At 45.2% G+C, this 16622-nt stretch carries 21 protein-coding genes and 1 pseudogene; 2 read left to right on the plus strand and 20 right to left on the minus strand.

All coding sequences use genetic code 11. The annotated features are described in order from the left end of the window. Window positions 1–32 precede the first annotated feature (32 nt). Window positions 33–1193 carry an ATP-grasp domain-containing protein gene (locus DCM90_RS03055; RefSeq protein WP_191981023.1) on the minus strand — a complete coding sequence of 387 codons (1161 nt, stop codon included), beginning with the start codon at window positions 1191–1193 and terminating at the stop codon, window positions 33–35. An 82-nt stretch (window positions 1194–1275) separates the two neighbouring features. Next, window positions 1276–1854, minus strand: a complete 579-nt coding sequence (locus tag DCM90_RS03060; protein WP_109249892.1) for a xanthine phosphoribosyltransferase — start codon at window positions 1852–1854, stop codon at window positions 1276–1278. Window positions 1855–2054: 200 nt separating this feature from the next. Here DCM90_RS03060 and DCM90_RS03065 point away from each other — a divergent pair, with 200 nt between their 5' ends. Continuing rightward, window positions 2055–3020 (plus strand): NAD(P)-dependent oxidoreductase, encoded by a 966-nt coding sequence (locus DCM90_RS03065; RefSeq protein WP_109249893.1) that lies wholly within the window; start codon window positions 2055–2057, stop codon window positions 3018–3020. A gap of 138 nt (window positions 3021–3158) precedes the next feature. Here the strand turns inward: DCM90_RS03065 and DCM90_RS03070 are convergent, their stop codons facing one another. From DCM90_RS03070 to DCM90_RS03095, 6 genes and pseudogenes are all read right to left on the minus strand, one after another. After that, complete coding sequence (locus tag DCM90_RS03070; protein ID WP_109249894.1) at window positions 3159–3797, minus strand: bifunctional 2-keto-4-hydroxyglutarate aldolase/2-keto-3-deoxy-6-phosphogluconate aldolase; 639 nt, start codon at window positions 3795–3797, stop codon at window positions 3159–3161. Window positions 3798–3800: 3 nt separating this feature from the next. Continuing rightward, window positions 3801–4756, minus strand: a pseudogene (locus DCM90_RS03075) (sugar kinase). Window positions 4757–4769: 13 nt separating this feature from the next. Next, window positions 4770–5783 (minus strand): 2-keto-3-deoxygluconate permease, encoded by a 1014-nt coding sequence (locus DCM90_RS03080; RefSeq protein WP_109249895.1) that lies wholly within the window; start codon window positions 5781–5783, stop codon window positions 4770–4772. A gap of 121 nt (window positions 5784–5904) precedes the next feature. Beyond that, on the minus strand, window positions 5905–6720 hold the full coding sequence (gene kduD / locus DCM90_RS03085) for a 2-dehydro-3-deoxy-D-gluconate 5-dehydrogenase KduD (RefSeq protein WP_109249896.1): 816 nt from the start codon (window positions 6718–6720) through the stop codon (window positions 5905–5907). A gap of 42 nt (window positions 6721–6762) precedes the next feature. After that, window positions 6763–7608: a 5-dehydro-4-deoxy-D-glucuronate isomerase gene (gene kduI, locus DCM90_RS03090; protein ID WP_109249897.1), complete on the minus strand. Its 846-nt coding sequence runs from the start codon at window positions 7606–7608 to the stop codon at window positions 6763–6765. A 119-nt stretch (window positions 7609–7727) separates the two neighbouring features. Further along, window positions 7728–8489 (minus strand): IclR family transcriptional regulator, encoded by a 762-nt coding sequence (locus tag DCM90_RS03095; RefSeq protein WP_109249898.1) that lies wholly within the window; start codon window positions 8487–8489, stop codon window positions 7728–7730. 206 nt (window positions 8490–8695) lie between these two features. On the opposite strand from DCM90_RS03095, the gene DCM90_RS03100 reads away from it, so the two are divergent. Further along, complete coding sequence (locus tag DCM90_RS03100; RefSeq protein WP_109249899.1) at window positions 8696–9097, plus strand: hypothetical protein; 402 nt, start codon at window positions 8696–8698, stop codon at window positions 9095–9097. Between the two features lie 291 nt (window positions 9098–9388). On the opposite strand, the gene rpsI is transcribed toward DCM90_RS03100, so the two are convergent. The 12 genes from rpsI to infA all read right to left on the minus strand — a co-directional run bounded on the left by rpsI (window position 9389) and on the right by infA (window position 16595). After that, complete coding sequence (rpsI, locus tag DCM90_RS03105) at window positions 9389–9781, minus strand: 30S ribosomal protein S9 (RefSeq protein ID WP_109249900.1); 393 nt, start codon at window positions 9779–9781, stop codon at window positions 9389–9391. Window positions 9782–9797: 16 nt separating this feature from the next. Beyond that, a complete protein-coding gene (gene rplM, locus DCM90_RS03110; RefSeq protein ID WP_109249901.1) occupies window positions 9798–10241 on the minus strand; it encodes a 50S ribosomal protein L13 in 444 nt (147 codons plus the stop codon). A gap of 137 nt (window positions 10242–10378) precedes the next feature. Further along, entirely contained in the window at window positions 10379–11155 is a 777-nt protein-coding gene (gene truA / locus DCM90_RS03115; protein WP_109250516.1) for a tRNA pseudouridine(38-40) synthase TruA, read from the minus strand. Between the two features lie 41 nt (window positions 11156–11196). Next, a complete protein-coding gene (locus tag DCM90_RS03120) occupies window positions 11197–12000 on the minus strand; it encodes an energy-coupling factor transporter transmembrane component T family protein (protein WP_109249902.1) in 804 nt (267 codons plus the stop codon). After that, window positions 11993–12859 (minus strand): energy-coupling factor ABC transporter ATP-binding protein, encoded by an 867-nt coding sequence (locus DCM90_RS03125; RefSeq protein ID WP_109249903.1) that lies wholly within the window; start codon window positions 12857–12859, stop codon window positions 11993–11995. The genes DCM90_RS03120 and DCM90_RS03125 overlap by 8 nt, the downstream gene beginning before the upstream one ends. Continuing rightward, entirely contained in the window at window positions 12835–13674 is an 840-nt protein-coding gene (locus tag DCM90_RS03130; RefSeq protein WP_109249904.1) for an energy-coupling factor ABC transporter ATP-binding protein, read from the minus strand. Before DCM90_RS03130 ends, DCM90_RS03125 begins: the two co-directional genes overlap by 25 nt. Window positions 13675–13962: 288 nt before the next feature. After that, a complete protein-coding gene (gene rplQ / locus DCM90_RS03135; RefSeq protein WP_109249905.1) occupies window positions 13963–14346 on the minus strand; it encodes a 50S ribosomal protein L17 in 384 nt (127 codons plus the stop codon). A 24-nt stretch (window positions 14347–14370) separates the two neighbouring features. Then, window positions 14371–15321, minus strand: a complete 951-nt coding sequence (locus DCM90_RS03140) for a DNA-directed RNA polymerase subunit alpha (protein ID WP_109249906.1) — start codon at window positions 15319–15321, stop codon at window positions 14371–14373. An 86-nt stretch (window positions 15322–15407) separates the two neighbouring features. After that, complete coding sequence (gene rpsK / locus DCM90_RS03145) at window positions 15408–15797, minus strand: 30S ribosomal protein S11 (RefSeq protein ID WP_109249907.1); 390 nt, start codon at window positions 15795–15797, stop codon at window positions 15408–15410. A 27-nt stretch (window positions 15798–15824) separates the two neighbouring features. Beyond that, window positions 15825–16190, minus strand: coding sequence for a 30S ribosomal protein S13 (rpsM, locus tag DCM90_RS03150; RefSeq protein WP_109249908.1), 366 nt, complete (start codon window positions 16188–16190; stop codon window positions 15825–15827). A gap of 33 nt (window positions 16191–16223) precedes the next feature. Beyond that, window positions 16224–16343 (minus strand): 50S ribosomal protein L36, encoded by a 120-nt coding sequence (gene rpmJ / locus DCM90_RS03155; protein WP_011668476.1) that lies wholly within the window; start codon window positions 16341–16343, stop codon window positions 16224–16226. Between the two features lie 33 nt (window positions 16344–16376). Next, entirely contained in the window at window positions 16377–16595 is a 219-nt protein-coding gene (gene infA / locus DCM90_RS03160; RefSeq protein WP_109249909.1) for a translation initiation factor IF-1, read from the minus strand. Window positions 16596–16622: the final 27 nt, after the last annotated feature.

Consider the following 16622-nt stretch of genomic DNA (forward strand, 5'->3'; position numbering starts at 1 on the left):
CCACCTAGGGTCATTACCGTGTTTTTTGCTTTTTAATCCGTTTCAGCTGGCTGTTCTTCTTGCTGATCGTCAGCCCATAAACCGGTATCTTCAATCTTATCTAAAGTTTGGGAGACGGAATCCGTCTCGACCATGATATACCCGATTCGATCGTCATCCTTCGGCCGGGGTAAGTGGTAAAAGCAGAAGTGCCAGTTATCCTTCAGCAACCACTGGGTCCGAATCGCATCCAGCTGGCTTTGCTTAAACGTCACCAAGACGGCCGGCGTCAGCTGTTTCGTCGTCATTAACGGCAGCCCGCAAACGGCCCGCAAGTGGTTTTCAAACTCGGAAACAGCTGCCGTTTCTGAAAAAATATAGCCGGCAGAACTTGGAGCTGAAATGATTTTATCTACGTACAACGCCCCATTCTGTGTGAGGTAAAAGGCAACCTCAAATACACCAGCATAGTGAACGTTAGCGGCCACTTCTTGACCGATTCGCTGAATTTCCTGTTCCGTATTGGCATCTAAATCAACGGGTACGAAAGATTCATGAAGCTGTCCATCCCGCGTCACAACTTCCGTGACCGGATAAAGCTGGGTGGTCCCATCCTGTCCCCTAGCGACCAACAGGGAGAGTTCCCGGTCAAAGGGGAGTAGAGATTCAAGAATGTAGGTGCCCTGACCCACTAACCCCGCCGCCTTAGCAATATCAGTCTGGCGCCGAATCACTAGCTGACGATCCGTAGACCAATCCTTTTGAATGGGTTTTAAAATGCAGGGGTAACCAATCGAATCGACCGACTGATAAATATCGTCTAACGTAATAATCGTTGCGTAGGGCGCAATGTTCACGTTCAGCTGTTCAAAAAACGCCCGCTCCAATAACCGATCCTGCATGATCTCTAACATATCGGTTCCCTGCGGCACAGCTGTAAACTTAGCCAGATATTGAATGACGTCTAAGTTCACCCGTTCAGAATCGTAGGTAATGAGGTCGCAGCTTTCAGCGAAGCGTTGGAGCTTTTCCTTATCCCAACCGTTGCCCACCACCTTGAAATCAGCTAGTTTCATTTCTTCACGTGTTTCGTCGGATCCGTAAACGCCAACACGCAAACCAATCCGGTGCGCTGTACTAACCAGCATTGCGGCGTTAGTACTATTACCAATGATTCCAATTGTATCGCCAGGATATAACACTTTGTTATCCACTTTGACTCCCCACTTTCTTAAGTGACCGTTCACTTTTTGTCTAACTTCATGTTAAGAGTTTCAGTCCCGTTTGACAAGCAAATTACAGTTCATCAACAAAGGTCACCTGATTATCCGCTAAGGAAGCAACACTTGCTAACGCTTCAAGGTGAATTCCTGCATCCAAGACCATTTGGTGGCCCTTTTGGAAGCTCTTTTCAATCACGACCCCAACGCCACCAATTTCAACGTTGGCCGCTTGGCAAATTTCCATTAATCCCTTCACTGCCTGGCCGTTAGCTAAAAAGTCATCAATAATCAAAACCCGGTCGTTGTCATCCACGAACCGTTTGTCAATGGAAATATCGTTGTTTACCCGTTTGGTATAGGAATAAACTTGGGCGGTATATAAATTATCGGTCAAGGTCAAGCTCTTGTGTTTACGCGCAAAAATCATTGGGACTTTAAGTGCCAATGCCGTCATAATCGCAGGTGCAATTCCAGAAGACTCTACCGTGAGGACCTTGGTAATGTGTTCGTCCTTAAACAACCGGCCAAATTCTTCGCCCATAGCTTGCATTAACTCTGGATCCACTTGATGGTTTAAAAAAGCATCGACCTTAAGCACATCCCCTGGCAAAACAAGTCCATCTTGACGAATACGGTCTTCTAATAATTTCACGTTTTGTAACCTCCAATTATTTTTCGAAACAAATTTTCTCTAGTTTACATGATTTTCATGAAGTTTGACAACTTAATTCCATGAACTTTAAGCGTTAACTTAATTTTTTTTGTAAAGTAAGCTCACACGTCATTTTTTAAAATTCGCCGGCAATGTTATAATGTTGTGCGCAACATTATTTTACATTCGGGGGTTTTACAATGAGTATTAATTTATTAAACTTAGCACCTGGCAAATTATCAGCCACAGACCTTCAGGCCATTACCAATTTAGGTGTCACAGTTCTAAATCCGACCGGTTTGACACCAGCTCAGTTCGACTCAGTCGACATTGTTTTTGGTTGGAACGGTGACGTGATTGACCAACTATTGAATTCATCTCAGTCAAACCTCAAATGGATTCAGCTCACAAGTGCTGGAATTGACTACCTCCCTTTAAAACGGCTGGCCGAACATCACATTATGGTTAGCAACGTCAGTGGCGCTTACTCTCAGCCAATCGCTGAATCAGTCATTGCCTTTATCCTCTTCTATACCCGTGACCTGAGTGCGTTACTCACCGCTAAACAAAATCATTCGTGGCTAGATAAAAACGAGTTAGCAACGCATATGAGCCTGCTTAAACAACAAAAAGTCGTTATTTTTGGAACGGGCAGCATCGCCCAACACATCGCTAAATTACTTAACGGTTTCGGTAATTTCCCGGTTGGAATCAACCATTCAGGTCATCCGGCAGATGGGTTTTCCTCTACGGAAACGTTAACTAACGCCGCCGACGTCGTTAAAACGGCGGATATTATCATTAATACCCTCCCGCTAACGGCTGAAACCACAGACTACTTTAACGCCGACTTCTTTGACCTCATTCAAGATCTAAACATTTTTATTAGCGTCGGCCGGGGTAAGAGCCTCGATCAAACCGCTTTACTTTCAGCCATGCGGACTAACCGCGTTCACCGCGCTGCACTAGACGTCTTCCAGCAGGAACCCGTTCCAGCAGATAGTCCACTGTGGGATCAGCCAAACCTCATTGTTTCTCCCCACGCTACTCCGGGGATCGATGGAACGAACCCAATTATCTTTGATATTTTAGAAAAGAACCTCCGTCAGTTCATAGTAGATGGGACCTTAGCCACTAACCAAGTTGATTTACAACGCGGCTATTAAATTGGTCCGTCCTAAGTTATTCGACTGACGATAATAGAGACCATAATCAAACTCGATTGTTGAATCGAACTTGATTATGATCTCTTTTTTTGGTGCTGCTTAACGAGAAATTCATCTAGTTTTAAACGATCGAAGCACTTATCTAGCCCGTTCTAATGCCGCCATATAGGCCTCAGCATTTTCGGTAACCCCGGCAAAATCATCGTTTTCAGCCGGACCAACTAGTCCGCCTCCCGCACCGACCACCGTTGCGCCCGCCTTAAACCAAGCCTCAAGGTTATCAACATTCACCCCACCGGATGGCATTACGTTTAAGTATGGGAATGGTCCCCGGTATTCCTTAATGGCGGCCGGAGTAGCCATCGAACCGGGGAAGAGTTTAACCACTTCAGAACCGGCCATCAGTGCCTCTTGGGCCTCATGAGGTGTGAAAATCCCCGGAATATAAGGCACCTGATAAAGGTTACACATCTTGGCAACCTCTGCGTCAAACGTCGGGCTAACAATAAATTCTGCGCCCGCAATGATGGCTAGCCGAGCTGAAACCGACTCAAGCACGGTACCGGCTCCAATTACAGTGTCCGTGCCCGCATACTTCTTAACGAGGTCGGCAATCACTGTATCAGCATGGGGAACGGTATAGGTTAACTCAATCCCCTTAACGCCCCCCGCAATGACAGCATCCGCAATTTTCATTGCCTTTTCCGGACTATCCGCTCGGACAACCGAAACAATCCCTACGTTAATTAACTTTTGTAATAATTCTGCACGTTTCATTTTTTATCCTCCAACATTATTAATAAACCGTTCTAATTGTTCCGGAGTGGGATAACCATCATTATCACCTGGTGATTGGACGGCCAGTGCTCCAATTGCATTACCACGTTTGGCAGCATCTACTAGTGATTTACCTTCCAACAATGCTGTAATTAACCCGACTGCAAATCCATCACCAGCTCCAACGGTATCCACAACTTGATCAACATGAAACCCTGGTACCCGTATGATTCTGCCAGCTTTGGTTTTAATAAAGGCTCCCGCTGTACCTGTCTTTACCACAACTACCTGGGTCTCTACGCCCTGATCCAAGTAAAAATCAGCAATTTCTTCGGGATCACGTGACCCCATGAGAACTTCTCCTTCATTAACTCCAGGCAAAATCACTTGACTATGCTTTGCCAGCTCATTGGTTACCCTGATCATTTCAGCTTGAGTGTTCCACAATGCTGGTCTTAAATTTGGGTCAAATGTCGTTAGAATATTTGCTTCAATAAGCCGTTGATTTAACCGTTTAAAAGCGGTTAACGATTTATCTGACAAGGCCGCAAAAATACCGGAGAGGTGGGCTAATTTCACGTCGGATAAGTCGATTTTTTCAATTTGATCACCCTGATAGTTCGCGGCCGCTGAATTTCTCCGGTAGTAATAGGTCGAAGGATCTCCGGTTGTCACCCGTTGTTTAAGGTAAAATCCCGTCCAGAAATCTGAATTGACCGTTAGATAGCGAGCATCAATGCAATTTTTTTTACTTCGTCAATAATAAATTGACCAAACGGGTCATCCCCAACGCTTGAAACATAGGCTGCTCCATGACCTAATCGAGCTACCCCCACCGCAACGTTCAACTCAGCACCTGCCAAAAATTTTTCAAAGTGGGCAGCCTGAATTAAACTAGTATCTGCATCTTGGGCAGCTAACACCGCCAACGGTTCGCCGATCGTTAAAAATTCACTCATTTTAGCTATCTCCCTAACTTTCTACTTCCTTAGCCTCAGTCAGCTCAACGGTCTGGGTTTCGATTTTAATCTTCCCCTTCTTAATGAGATGGTTGTAGTACCACATCGTTACCGCCGGCGTCAGAACCGCAGTGATTAAAACACTCGTGGCGACAATAGCCGTGGCTGACGAAGCCGTTGCTTTAAACCGGGGATCCATCGTTGCAATCACCATTGGAACAGATACCGCCGCCCCGGCCGTGGATGAAGCAGCCCAACCTGCTAACCCATCGGATCGAACGACATACCGATCAGTCAGATATAGCGCATATCCGGAAACAAAGACCACTGCAATCCCCATTAGAATACCAACGGCACCTGATTTGACCAGCATATCAAAGTTCATACTGTAGCCAATGGTAAAGGCAAAGAACGGGATGAGGGCTCCCCCAACGGGCGCGTACATTTTCCGAATATCTGGATCTAGTCCGCCTAATAAGGCACCTAGCACAAACGGAACTAAGGTTGATACTAACGCTTGCCACGGAAAGGCACCGATTCCGGCTAAACCCAAGGTAATCATCGTAAAGAAGGGACCAGATTCAACGCTGAAGAATGGATAGGCGGCTAAATCCACTTCACGACCCGGAATGGATGACATTAAGGCAGCATATAAACCACCATTAGAAGCATTAAAGGAAGCGATCACGGCTAAAACCGATAATCCTGAAAGAATTCCTGTGGTAATACCGCCAATTGGCAGAAATATGTTGAGAACAATACCTAAGATCGCTGCTAGAACCACCTTAACCACCAACAAGTTAATTCCCTTAGCCGCAATCTTACCAGATGCCTTTAGGTCGATGCCCGTTCCAACACAGAAAAAGAAGATGAAGAGAATCACATTCGTTCCCAGTAAGTAGGTCCCCGTAACCCCGCCTAAGAACATGTCCGTTTTTGGCCAGAAAGTATGTATCAGGGCCCCTAACAGTAAGGGAACCACCATAATCCCACCGGGAATTTTATCGATGTTCTTTTTAATTTTCATCACTCATCGGTCCTTATTTTTTAAATTTTAGTCGGTTAATCACTTCATTTTGAACCGTCATTCACAAAATTAGGCGAAATAAATACAGAGTATCGCCACACTCTGCATTTATCGTTTTTATTTACCGAACCAGGTACCCACCGTCAACGGCAATAATTGATCCAGTGACGTAATCGGAAGCCCGCGAGGCCAGAAAGACGGCGGTCCCCATGAGCTCATTCGTCTCACCCCAGTGGCCAGCTGGAATCCGGCCAAGAATCTCTGCGTTCCGCTGCTGGTCCTTCCGAATGGGTTCCGTATTGGCCGTTGCAATGTATCCGGGAGCAATGGCATTGACCTGGACGTTATAGGCGCCCATCTCACTGGCAAAGGACTTGGTTAAGCCGGCAACCCCATGCTTTGATGCAGTGTAGGACGGGATAAACTTGCCACCTTGAAACGACAGCATTGACCCAATATTGATAATCTTACCGTGGTTTTGCTTCGCCATGACCTTAGCAGCCGCTAATGAGAGGTGATAAACGGCGTTCAAGTTAATGTTAATAACCTGATTCCAATCTTCATCCTTAGATTCCAAAATAGGGTTCCGTTTGATCATCCCCGCATTATTGATCAAAATATCAACATGTCCAAACACGTCCAGCGCCTGGTCAATCACTTCTTGCGCCGTTCCCTGCTTCGTTAAATCAACCTGCATGAACTCAACCCGTCGACCCTTTTTCTCAATCAACTTGCGGGTATCATCCCAGCCTTCGGTACCAAAGGTTGGAATAAAAATATCAGCTCCAGCTTCGGCTAATCCAACGGCGTAGGCTTGGCCTAACCCGGTGTTACCACCGGTAATAATGGCAACCTGACCCTTTAAGCTGAAGAAATCCATATTAAATGTATTTAATACTTCAGCACGTTTCTTTACTTCTTCACGACTTTCAACCATTAATAACTTCTCCTTTATGCCTCGTATTTGGGATACATTTGACTAACGCAAGTCCTTCATATCTACCCCGTCCATATCATCGTAGTTCTGGTTTTCACCACACATTGCCCAGATGAAGGAGTAGGCAGTCGTCCCGGACCCGCAATGGATGGACCAGCTCGGGTTCACCACTGCCGATTCATTTTCCATCCAAATGTGTTTCGTATCATCTGGCTGCCCCATAAAATGAGCAACCCGGGTATCTGGATCTTCAAATTCGCAGTAGAGGTAAGTTTCCATTCGCCGAGCGTGGGTATGAGCCGGCATCGTGTTCCATCCGTTTCCAGGTTTCAAAACGGTGTAACCCATCTGCAGCTGGCAGGTATCCATTTGAGACGCATCAATCACCTTGTTAATGGTTCGATCATTCATATGGTCCTGATCCCCGATTGGCATATGGATGGCATCCTTGAACGGAAGCTTCTTAGTGGGATAAGTCTTGTGGGCCGGGGTTGAAACAACGTAGAACTTGGCTGGAGTCGCAGGGTCATCGGATTCGAAAACGACGTGTTCAGTTCCCATCCCGATGTAGTAGGCATCATGAGTGACGAGAGCTTCCTTTTTGCCGTTAATGGTAACGCTGCCATTTCCACCAATGTTAATTAACCCCAATTCACGGCGCTGTAAGAAGTAATCAACGCCTAAAACCCGATCTAAGACAATTTCAAGTGCCTCTGTGGTTGGTGTTACCCCGCCAAAAATCATCCGATCATTATATGTATAGGTTAAATTAATGTCCCCGGGCGTAAAAATATTAGTGGTTAAAAACTGTTCACGCATTTCATCTGCATTGTAATGCGAAATATCCTCTGGGCTGTGCGCATACTGCGTTTTCATCTTAAATGTCATTTTAATTCCCTCCGTATTTCCTATTAAGAAACTGTATTTCTTATTTGTTTACAAGCACAATATAGCAGGTGTCGAAAAAAAAAGCAAGTGCATTTTCGCACTTACTTTTTCAGCAATAACTAAAACGCTTTCTCTACTTGAGTTTGCGCTCGTTTAGCTAATTCAATTATTTTTTTTCGCCGGTCGGGATCCATCCGAAACTTAGGTGCAGTGACACTAAAGGCCCCCTGAACCCTACCGTAGGCGACTAGCGGAAATCCCACGCAATAAATATCCTGCTCATTTTCCTCATCGTCAATGGCATAGCCGCGTGATCGAATCGTCTCTAGATCTTCAGCAAGCCCCACTGCGGTAGTAATGGTATTCGGCGCAATCTTTTTCAGCTCTGTTTGTTGCAGGTAATCCGATAATTGACCGGCCGACCAGGTCGATAGAATGGCCTTCCCCATTGAGGAAGAGTACAAATTCATTTTACCGCCAATTCGGGATTTCAAACTCACGCTTCGCGGACTTTCAAATTTATCAAGCAGGACCACCATATTTTGATCGGCCACTCCCAGATTAATTGTTTCATTCGTTTCATTACGCAGCCGTTCTAATACCGGGGCTGCCAAGGAGCCAATGTTAAAACTGTCCGCCGCTTTCTGACCAAAGGCAAGCAATGATAATCCTAGGGCATACTGCTTCGACCCTTCCGTTCGGGTGACGAGCCCAAGCTCCTCCATTGTGACTAAAATCTTTAATGTGGTGGGCTTTGACATCTTAACGCCGTCGCTGATTTCCTTTAACGTTGGGGTGCCATTGAACCCTAACAAAAAATCCATAATCATTTTTGCGCGGATCAGAACCGTTCCATAAGGTTTCTTTGTTGTTTCGTCCATACCGGTCTCCTTCAATTTACATATAGGAAATTTACTTTCTCGTTAATAATATAACAATCACGAAAAATAACAAGCATTCGTTTCCTGGCTTCACTCATCCCCACCGGTTATGAAAATGAATTGAAAGCTCACTACTGCGCATTATTGACGACCACCTGATTGAGAGCTAAAGTACATACAGTTAATCAGCAGGGAGGAAACATAGCTTGGACAACGCAAGATTAAAAATCGATCCAGAAAAATTTGCTTATCACTACCTCGATTCACTAGAAAAGGAACCCGTTCCCAACGGTAAAGGCGTCGAAAGATCCGTTAAGGACCGCCTCTTTGCATATTTATCAGCCTACGTGCTTATCGAACGGTTTAACCAGTTAGAGGTGAGTCATTTTGACTCTCAGCCTTCAATTAATCCCCAACCTAAGTCGCTTAAGGACGTCGCAAAAAACGTTGCGCGTATTAATCAGTTAGCGGCACAACAAATTACAACGGATCAATTGCCAACGGATGAAAATGAGCCCGACCTTAACCTAACCAATAGCTCCGTAAAGAGCTTTCTTGAAAACCTCATTAAGATTAATGAAAAGGCTTCGTCTCATAACCGCTACTAACCAGGTAAACACACGGCAGTGACATTAGTCGTCTAAGCCTGGCAAAATAAGGATCCTCCCGTAATACGACCGTTCTTTGTTCGTGTTTTGGGAGGATCCTTATTTTAATTTGGCTTGACTAATGTCACGTAACTACTGGCACGAAAGCATCTGTATTTTGGATAAGGGGCTCCATACCAAGTTGTAGATGCGTGTTTTCTAAGCGAAGCGGACTTATGTCACGACCCCGTGTGTTTTTTTAACAAAAAAAACACACCCCAAAGGGATGTGTTTGAAAGCGAAAACCAATGATTAACGCTTTGAGAATTGTGAAGCTTTACGCGCTTTCTTCAAACCATACTTACGACGTTCCTTCATACGAGGGTCACGAGTTAAGAGGCCTGCACGCTTTAATGGGCCACGGAAGTCTGGATCAACTTCGAGTAATGCCCGAGCGATACCATGACGGGTTGCGCCGGCTTGGCCATCAAAGCCACCACCACGAACGTTAACAATAACGTCGTAGTTACCGAGGGTTTCCGTAACATTAAATGGTTGTAAAACAACTTCACGAATGCTTGCAAATGGAATGTAATCTTCGATTGCACGATCATTCATTGTGATCTTACCTGTGCCGGGTACTAAACGTACACGAGCAGTAGCGTTCTTACGACGGCCTGTGCCGCGATATTGTACTTGTGCCAATTATGTTTCCTCCTTCTTAAATAAGGTTCGTAATGTCTAAGACTTCAGTGTTTTGTGCTTGGTTCTTGTGTTCTGAACCAGCGTAAACGTGAAGTTTCATTGCCATCTTGTGACCCAACGAATTCTTTGGAAGCATACCTTGGACAGAGTATTCAATCAACCCTTCAGGATCCTTCGCACGAAAATCGCCAGCAGTCCGAGACTTCAAACCACCAGCAAACTTAGTGTGATGGTAGTAAATCTTCTTAGCTGCCTTCCGACCGGAAAGACCGACCTTCGATGCGTTGATAACGATCACGTTATCACCAGTGTCAACGTTTGGGGTAAAGGTTGGCTTGTTCTTACCACGTAAGATCGAAGCAACGACTGAGGCCAAACGACCTAAATTTACATCAGTTGCATCGATTACGTACCATTTACGTTCGACGTCACCTGGTTTTGCCATATATGTTGTACGCACGTTAAATTCCTCCATGTTTCTGTGTTTGTTCGACACCTAATAAGTTTCCGGGGCTTATCGTGGGGCAAACAATACCAACATTCATGATACAAACTTTTACTCTGAAAGTCAATGTTTTCCCCAAAGGTTTTGAAAACCTAACGCTGATTTTTCGGCAGTTTCGTCGGATGGTCCGGATCTTCACCCTCGTAAAAGACGTGGGCTAAATAGAGTCCGCTAGCCGAAACCGTTCGGCGGGCCTGCTTACGATCCATCACTTCGTATAAGCGCAATATATCGTGCTCAGGCCGCTTCTTAGCCCCGACCTCTAATAATACCCCGACCATGATGCGAACCTGGTTATACAGGAAACCATTCCCGTAAAATTCGAAAATCATTTCATTGGCAGTCTCATCCCGCCAAATATCAATTTGATAAATGGTACGAACGTTGCTCCGTGCTGACGACCCGGATGCGACAAAACTCGTAAAATCATGGGTTCCAATTAAATCGTTGGCCGCTGAGCGCATGAGCTCCAGGTCAAGCGGATAACGCCAGTGTCCGGTATAGTTTCGCTTAAACGGGTTTCGAAACTCGCCTAGGTCAATCCGGTACCGATACCGTTTGCCTGAAACATCATATCGGGCGTGAAACTGGTTGGAAACGAGTTTCACTTCCAATACTTCGGTATCGACCGGCAGCATGGAATTTAACCCCTTTAACATACTTTCGGCCGGAATTTTAAAGGGAAAGTCGAAGTGAACGACCTGTCCTAACGCATGAACCCCGGCGTCCGTTCGGCCTGACCCATAGACCTGAATCGCTGGATCAGGCATTTTAGCCATCCGGTTAACTACCTTTGTCAGGACCCCCTCTACGGTTCGCTTGTCCGGCTGCCGTTGATAGCCGAAGAAGTGGGTCCCATCATAAGCCATAATAATTTTGTACCGTTGTCTCAATTTAGTCTATCCCTTCATTAAGGCAGTTGTCGGAGTGCCAGTAATCCAATAAAAACAACAATGTAAAATCCCCAGCTAATGGTATCCTGCCTGTGCCATACTAGCTGGCGGTAGTGGGTCCGTGGCGTATCCGGCTGATATCCCCTGGCCTCCATGGCAACGGATAGGTCTTCCGCATGGTTAAACGCACTCACAAACAGGGGAACCAGTAACGGGATAACCGTTTTAATCTGTTTCATTATTGAACCGGATCCAAAATCCACCCCCCGAGCCCGTTGAGCGTTCATAATCGTTTCTGTCTCATCCATTAACGTCGGAACGAACCGTAAGGCAATGGAAAGCATCATCGCGGTTGTTTCAACCGGAAAGTGGACAATTTTTAGCGGAGCCATTAAAGATTCAATACCGTTCGCGAGATCTAACGGCTGGGTAGTTAACGTCAGCAGAGTCGACATCGCAATAATCAGTAAAAACCGCATAAAAACGTACGCTGAATTCACAATCCCAAACTGGGTAATTAAGAAGGGTCCCCACTGCCAATAAACGTGACTCCCTGCCGGACTAAAGAATAATTGCAGCAGAACAGTAAAAATAATGAGCCAAATCAACGGCCGAATTCCCCGGAAGAAAAAGTGCCACGGGATCTTTGACATCCAAATGGAAAACAGCGTGACGATGCTTAATAACAAGTAGGTCTCCCAGTTATTAGCCATAAAAACTAAAATAAAGAAGAAAAAGCTGAGGGTCAGTTTATCTCGGGGATCCAACCTGTGAACCCATGAATTCATGGGTAAGTAGCGCCCAAAAATCAGTTTATTCATGTCGTTTCCCCCCTAACTGTCTGGCTAACTCCTGAGCTAATTCAGCCGTGGTTAAGGGAACCGTCGTAAAGTTTGCGCCCCGTTGCGTTAACTGGTGCGCAAACTGAGTCGCGATGGGCAAATCCAAGTTATTGGCCCGTAACCACTCCACGTCCGTAAATACTTCTTCGGCCGTCCCATACTTTGCTGCCTCGCCATGGTCCATGACCAAAACGTGTTTGGCATAGTTGGCGACGTCCTCCATCTGGTGGGTCACTAAAATAATCGTTAGTCCCTGCTCTTGATGAAGCCGGTTGAACATTGCCATCATTTCGGTGCGTCCCTGGGGGTCCAAGCCAGCAGTCGGTTCATCTAAAATTAAGACGCGGGGCTGCATGGCCAACACTCCCGCAATTGCCACCCGCCGCATTTGTCCGCCAGAAAGTTCAAATGGTGATCGATCCGCCGTATTTTCTGGTAAACCGACGATATCAATCATTTGATCGGCAAGCTGATCTGCCTCGACTTCGTTCTTACCAAAGTTCATGGGACCGAACATAATGTCTTTCTTTACCGTTTCCTCAAACAGTTGATGTTCAGGAAACTGGAAGACCATCCCAACTTCTTTTCTTAACGGTTTTAAGTCCTTATTATTGGTCTGAGACGTAATTTCCCGTTCACCAATTGTCACGCTACCACTAGTGGGTTTTAAAAGAGCGTTCATGTGTTGGACCAACGTTGATTTCCCGCTGCCCGTATGGCCAATAACGGCTAAGTAGTCACCATCTGGAACCGTTAAATCAATGTTTTTAAGCGCAGAAAAGGACATCGGGGTCCCGGCTTGGTAATCATACGTTACCCCTTTGAAAGTGATTGCCATACCCATGCCTCCATTTCTTGATTGGTTAAGTAATGATCCGGCACCGCAACTCCCAGTTTTTTCAGTTCCATTGCAAGTTGCGAAGAAAAGGGAACGTCCAACCCCATTTCAACTAACTGCTGGCTTTTTTCAAAGATGTCACGGGGATCAGCCTCCGTCACTAACTGGCCGTCATCCATCACTAGCAAGCGGTCAGCCTGGGCTGCTTCGTTGATGTCATGTGTGATCGACAGAACCGTAAGCGGATACTGCTGCCTTAAGTCCGCAACTAAGTCCAGCATCTCCTGACGCCCAAGTGGATCCAGCATGCTAGTAGATTCATCTAAGATGATAATCTTAGGCTCCAACACTAGGACCCCCGCAAGGGCCACCCGCTGTTTTTGACCACCTGATAGTTTACTTGGTTCATGGTCGGCAAAATCTGACATCCCCACTTGCTCTAACGCCGTCTGAACCCGACGAACCATTTCATCATGGTTAACTTGATGATTTTCCAATCCAAACGCCACATCGTCAGCCACCGTTGAACCAACAAATTGGTTTTCCGGATTTTGAAAAATCATTCCAATTTCATCACGAATATGCCAAACAGTTTCATCCGTTAGTTTTTCCTGGTTAATAAAAATTTCACCCTCATCGGGCACTAAAATTCCGTTTAGGGACTTAGCCAAAGTCGACTTGCCGCTACCGTTATGTCCGACGATCGCTATCCACTCCCCGTCATTAACGGAGAATGAGACATTATCTAAGGCTAACTTAGGGTCATCCTCTTGATAAGCATAGCTTAAGTTTTTTACGTTGATTATCTCTGCCATTGAGGTTTCCTCCCTACGTCAAAAGTCCTGTCTATTATATCAAATCTCCCCTCAATAACGCTAAAAAAGCCCGAAATTATCCAATTATAGGATAATTTCGGGCAAAAAAAAATCACTAACAGGTTAAAGGCGCGATCAAGCTAATGACCATTCAAGCTAGACTTGGATTACTCCATCATCGTAGCGCTTTATACCTCTAATCCGAGTGATTAATTTCTTACAATGTTTCAAACTCCTAGCCGGCACCTAGGAACAGTGACGCTACCGGAATTTAATGGTTAAACTAAATTAGTCAACTAATTCCAAGATAACCATTGCTGCACCATCACCACGACGAGGCATGGTCTTGTACATCCGAGTGTAACCACCGTTACGGTCAGCGTATTTTGGTGCAATTTCACTAAATAGCTTTTGTAAGGCATTCGTTACAACAACGTTGTCGCCATCTTCCTTAACATCAGCAATTTCATCACGAACAAAGGTAGCAGCTTGACGACGGGCGTGCAAGTCACCCTTCTTACCTAATGAAATCATCTTGTCGGTTGTCTTACGAACTTCCTTAGCGCGGGCTTCGGTAGTCGTAATACTTCCGTGAATCAACAAATCAGTTGTTAGACTCCGGAGTAAGGCACGACGTTGTGAACTGGTACGTTGTAATTTACGGTAACTCATGAATAGTAACCTCCCTTTTAAAGTTTAATCTTCTTTACGAAGTGAAAGACCTAAATCAGCAAGCTTGGCTTTAACTTCTTCCAAGGACTTACGACCTAAGTTACGAACTTTCATCATGTCAGCTTCAGTCCGGTTAGTTAATTCTTGAACCGTATTGATACCTGCACGCTTCAAACAGTTGTAAGAACGAACGGACAAGTCAAGCTCTTCGATTGGCATCTCAAGCATCTTTTCCTTGTGCGTTTCTTCTTTTTCAACCATAATTTCAGCATTTTTGGCTTCATCGGTTAAATCAACAAACATCGTTAAGTGCTCAGTCAGAACCTTAGCAGCAAGACTGATTGCTTCACTAGGCGTAATTGAACCGTTTGTCCATACGTCCAATGTTAATTTATCGTAATCAGCACGATGACCAACACGGGTGTTTTCGACTTGATAGTTAACACGTTCGATCGGGGTATAAATCGAGTCAATTGCCAATTCACCAATTGGCATATCTTCCATACGAGCTTTATTTTCGTCCGCAGAAACATAGCCACGACCCTTGTTTGCTTTCATGCTCATGTGGAAGCTAGCCCCGTCAGCAACTGTACAAATGTACAAGTCTGGGTTCATTACTTCAACATCCGCACCGGCAACAATATCGTTGGCAGTAACTTGAGCAGGCCCCTTGACGTTGATTTCTAAGTTAGCTTCTTCGTCATCGTCGCCACTAAGCTTCAAAGCAATCTTCTTCACGTTCAGAATAATCTGGGTAACATCTTCAACAACCCCTTCGATCGTTGAAAATTCATGAAGAACACCATCAATTTGAAGGCTCGTAATAGCGGCACCTGGCAAAGATGAAAGAAGAACACGACGAAGGGAATTACCTAAGGTTGTTCCGTATCCACGTTCAAGTGGTTCCACAACAATCTTGCCGTAGTTTTCGCTTTCATCAATCTTATGAACGTTAGGCTTTTCAAATTCAATCATTCTTATCTCTTACCCCTTTCAAAACGCGTAGAGCTTCTTAAAGTCAATCCCATCATGAAGTATGCCCTCATAAATGAAACGCTCAATTAAACCCGACGGCGCTTTGGAGGACGAGACCCGTTATGAGGAACAGGTGTTACATCACGAATTGCAGTAACTTCGATCCCAGTAGCTTGGATAGCACGGATAGCAGCTTCACGACCTGAACCAGGACCCTTAACTTCGACTTCAACAGTCTTCATTCCGTGTTCCATTGATGACTTAGCAGCAGCTTCAGCAGCCATTTGAGCAGCAAATGGTGTTGACTTACGGCTACCCTTAAAGCCTAATGCACCAGCTGATGACCAAGAAATAGCATTTCCTTGCATATCAGTAATCATAACGAGTGTGTTGTTAAAAGTTGAGTGAATGTGTGCAACACCGGATTCGATGTTCTTTTTCACACGCCGCTTCCGGCTAGTATTTCTCTTTACCATAAAAGTTGAACCCTCCTTTATAGATTATTATTTCTTACGCCCGGCGATTGAAACTTTCTTACCCTTACGAGTACGAGCGTTGTTCTTAGTGTGTTGACCACGAACAGGTAAACCACGACGGTGACGCATACCACGGTAAGAACCCATTTCTTGAAGTTCCTTAATGTTCATGCTAACTTCCCGACGTAAGTCACCTTCGACTGGGTAGTTATCAACAGCTGAACGAAGCTTATCTTCATCTTCTGGGGATAAATCGCGAACGCGAACGTCAGGATTTACGCCAGTTTGAGCGATAATCTTTTCAGCAGTACTGTTACCAATCCCGAAAATGTAAGTTAATGCAATAACAATTCGCTTGTCACGGGGTAAATCGACTCCAGCAATACGTGCCATGTAAAGACACACCTCCTATATAATGAAATAAAATTACTTACCCTGACGCTGTTTGTGCTTAGGGTTAGCCGAGCAAATTACCATAACCCGACCTTTACGTTTGATCACTTTACAGTGTTCACACATTGGCTTGACTGATGGTCTTACCTTCATAAATATCCCTCCTAAATCATTGACTAAGACGGACTACTTAAAACGATAAGTGATCCGACCTTTTGTGAGATCATACGGTGACATTTCGACAGTAACCCGATCCCCAGGTAAAATCCGAATGTAATGCATACGAATCTTACCGGAAACGTGAGCCAGTATCTCTTGACCGTTTTTCAGTTCAACCCGGAACATCGCGTTTGGCAACGTTTCGGTAACTTTGCCTTCAACTTCGATGACGTCGCTTTTAGCCACGAAAGTACCTCCTTTTTGATAAAGTCG

It is taken from the genome of Levilactobacillus bambusae, assembly GCF_003124125.1.
GTDB lineage: Bacteria > Bacillota > Bacilli > Lactobacillales > Lactobacillaceae > Levilactobacillus > Levilactobacillus bambusae.

Coding starts and splice junctions, on each gene's coding strand:
- DCM90_RS03120 (WP_109249902.1), bottom strand. CDS start 12,000: ATGAATAAACTGATTTTTGGGCGCTACTTACCCATGAATTCATGGGTT.
- DCM90_RS03070 (WP_109249894.1), bottom strand. CDS start 3,797: ATGAAACGTGCAGAATTATTACAAAAGTTAATTAACGTAGGGATTGTT.
- DCM90_RS03065 (WP_109249893.1), top strand. CDS start 2,055: ATGAGTATTAATTTATTAAACTTAGCACCTGGCAAATTATCAGCCACA.
- rplQ (WP_109249905.1), bottom strand. CDS start 14,346: ATGAGTTACCGTAAATTACAACGTACCAGTTCACAACGTCGTGCCTTA.
- DCM90_RS03125 (WP_109249903.1), bottom strand. CDS start 12,859: ATGGCAATCACTTTCAAAGGGGTAACGTATGATTACCAAGCCGGGACC.
- kduD (WP_109249896.1), bottom strand. CDS start 6,720: ATGGTTGAAAGTCGTGAAGAAGTAAAGAAACGTGCTGAAGTATTAAAT.
- truA (WP_109250516.1), bottom strand. CDS start 11,155: ATGGCTTATGATGGGACCCACTTCTTCGGCTATCAACGGCAGCCGGAC.
- rpmJ (WP_011668476.1), bottom strand. CDS start 16,343: ATGAAGGTAAGACCATCAGTCAAGCCAATGTGTGAACACTGTAAAGTG.
- DCM90_RS03140 (WP_109249906.1), bottom strand. CDS start 15,321: ATGATTGAATTTGAAAAGCCTAACGTTCATAAGATTGATGAAAGCGAA.
- kduI (WP_109249897.1), bottom strand. CDS start 7,608: ATGACATTTAAGATGAAAACGCAGTATGCGCACAGCCCAGAGGATATT.
- DCM90_RS03080 (WP_109249895.1), bottom strand. CDS start 5,783: ATGAAAATTAAAAAGAACATCGATAAAATTCCCGGTGGGATTATGGTG.
- rpsM (WP_109249908.1), bottom strand. CDS start 16,190: ATGGCACGTATTGCTGGAGTCGATTTACCCCGTGACAAGCGAATTGTT.
- rpsK (WP_109249907.1), bottom strand. CDS start 15,797: ATGGTAAAGAGAAATACTAGCCGGAAGCGGCGTGTGAAAAAGAACATC.
- DCM90_RS03095 (WP_109249898.1), bottom strand. CDS start 8,489: ATGGACGAAACAACAAAGAAACCTTATGGAACGGTTCTGATCCGCGCA.
- DCM90_RS03130 (WP_109249904.1), bottom strand. CDS start 13,674: ATGGCAGAGATAATCAACGTAAAAAACTTAAGCTATGCTTATCAAGAG.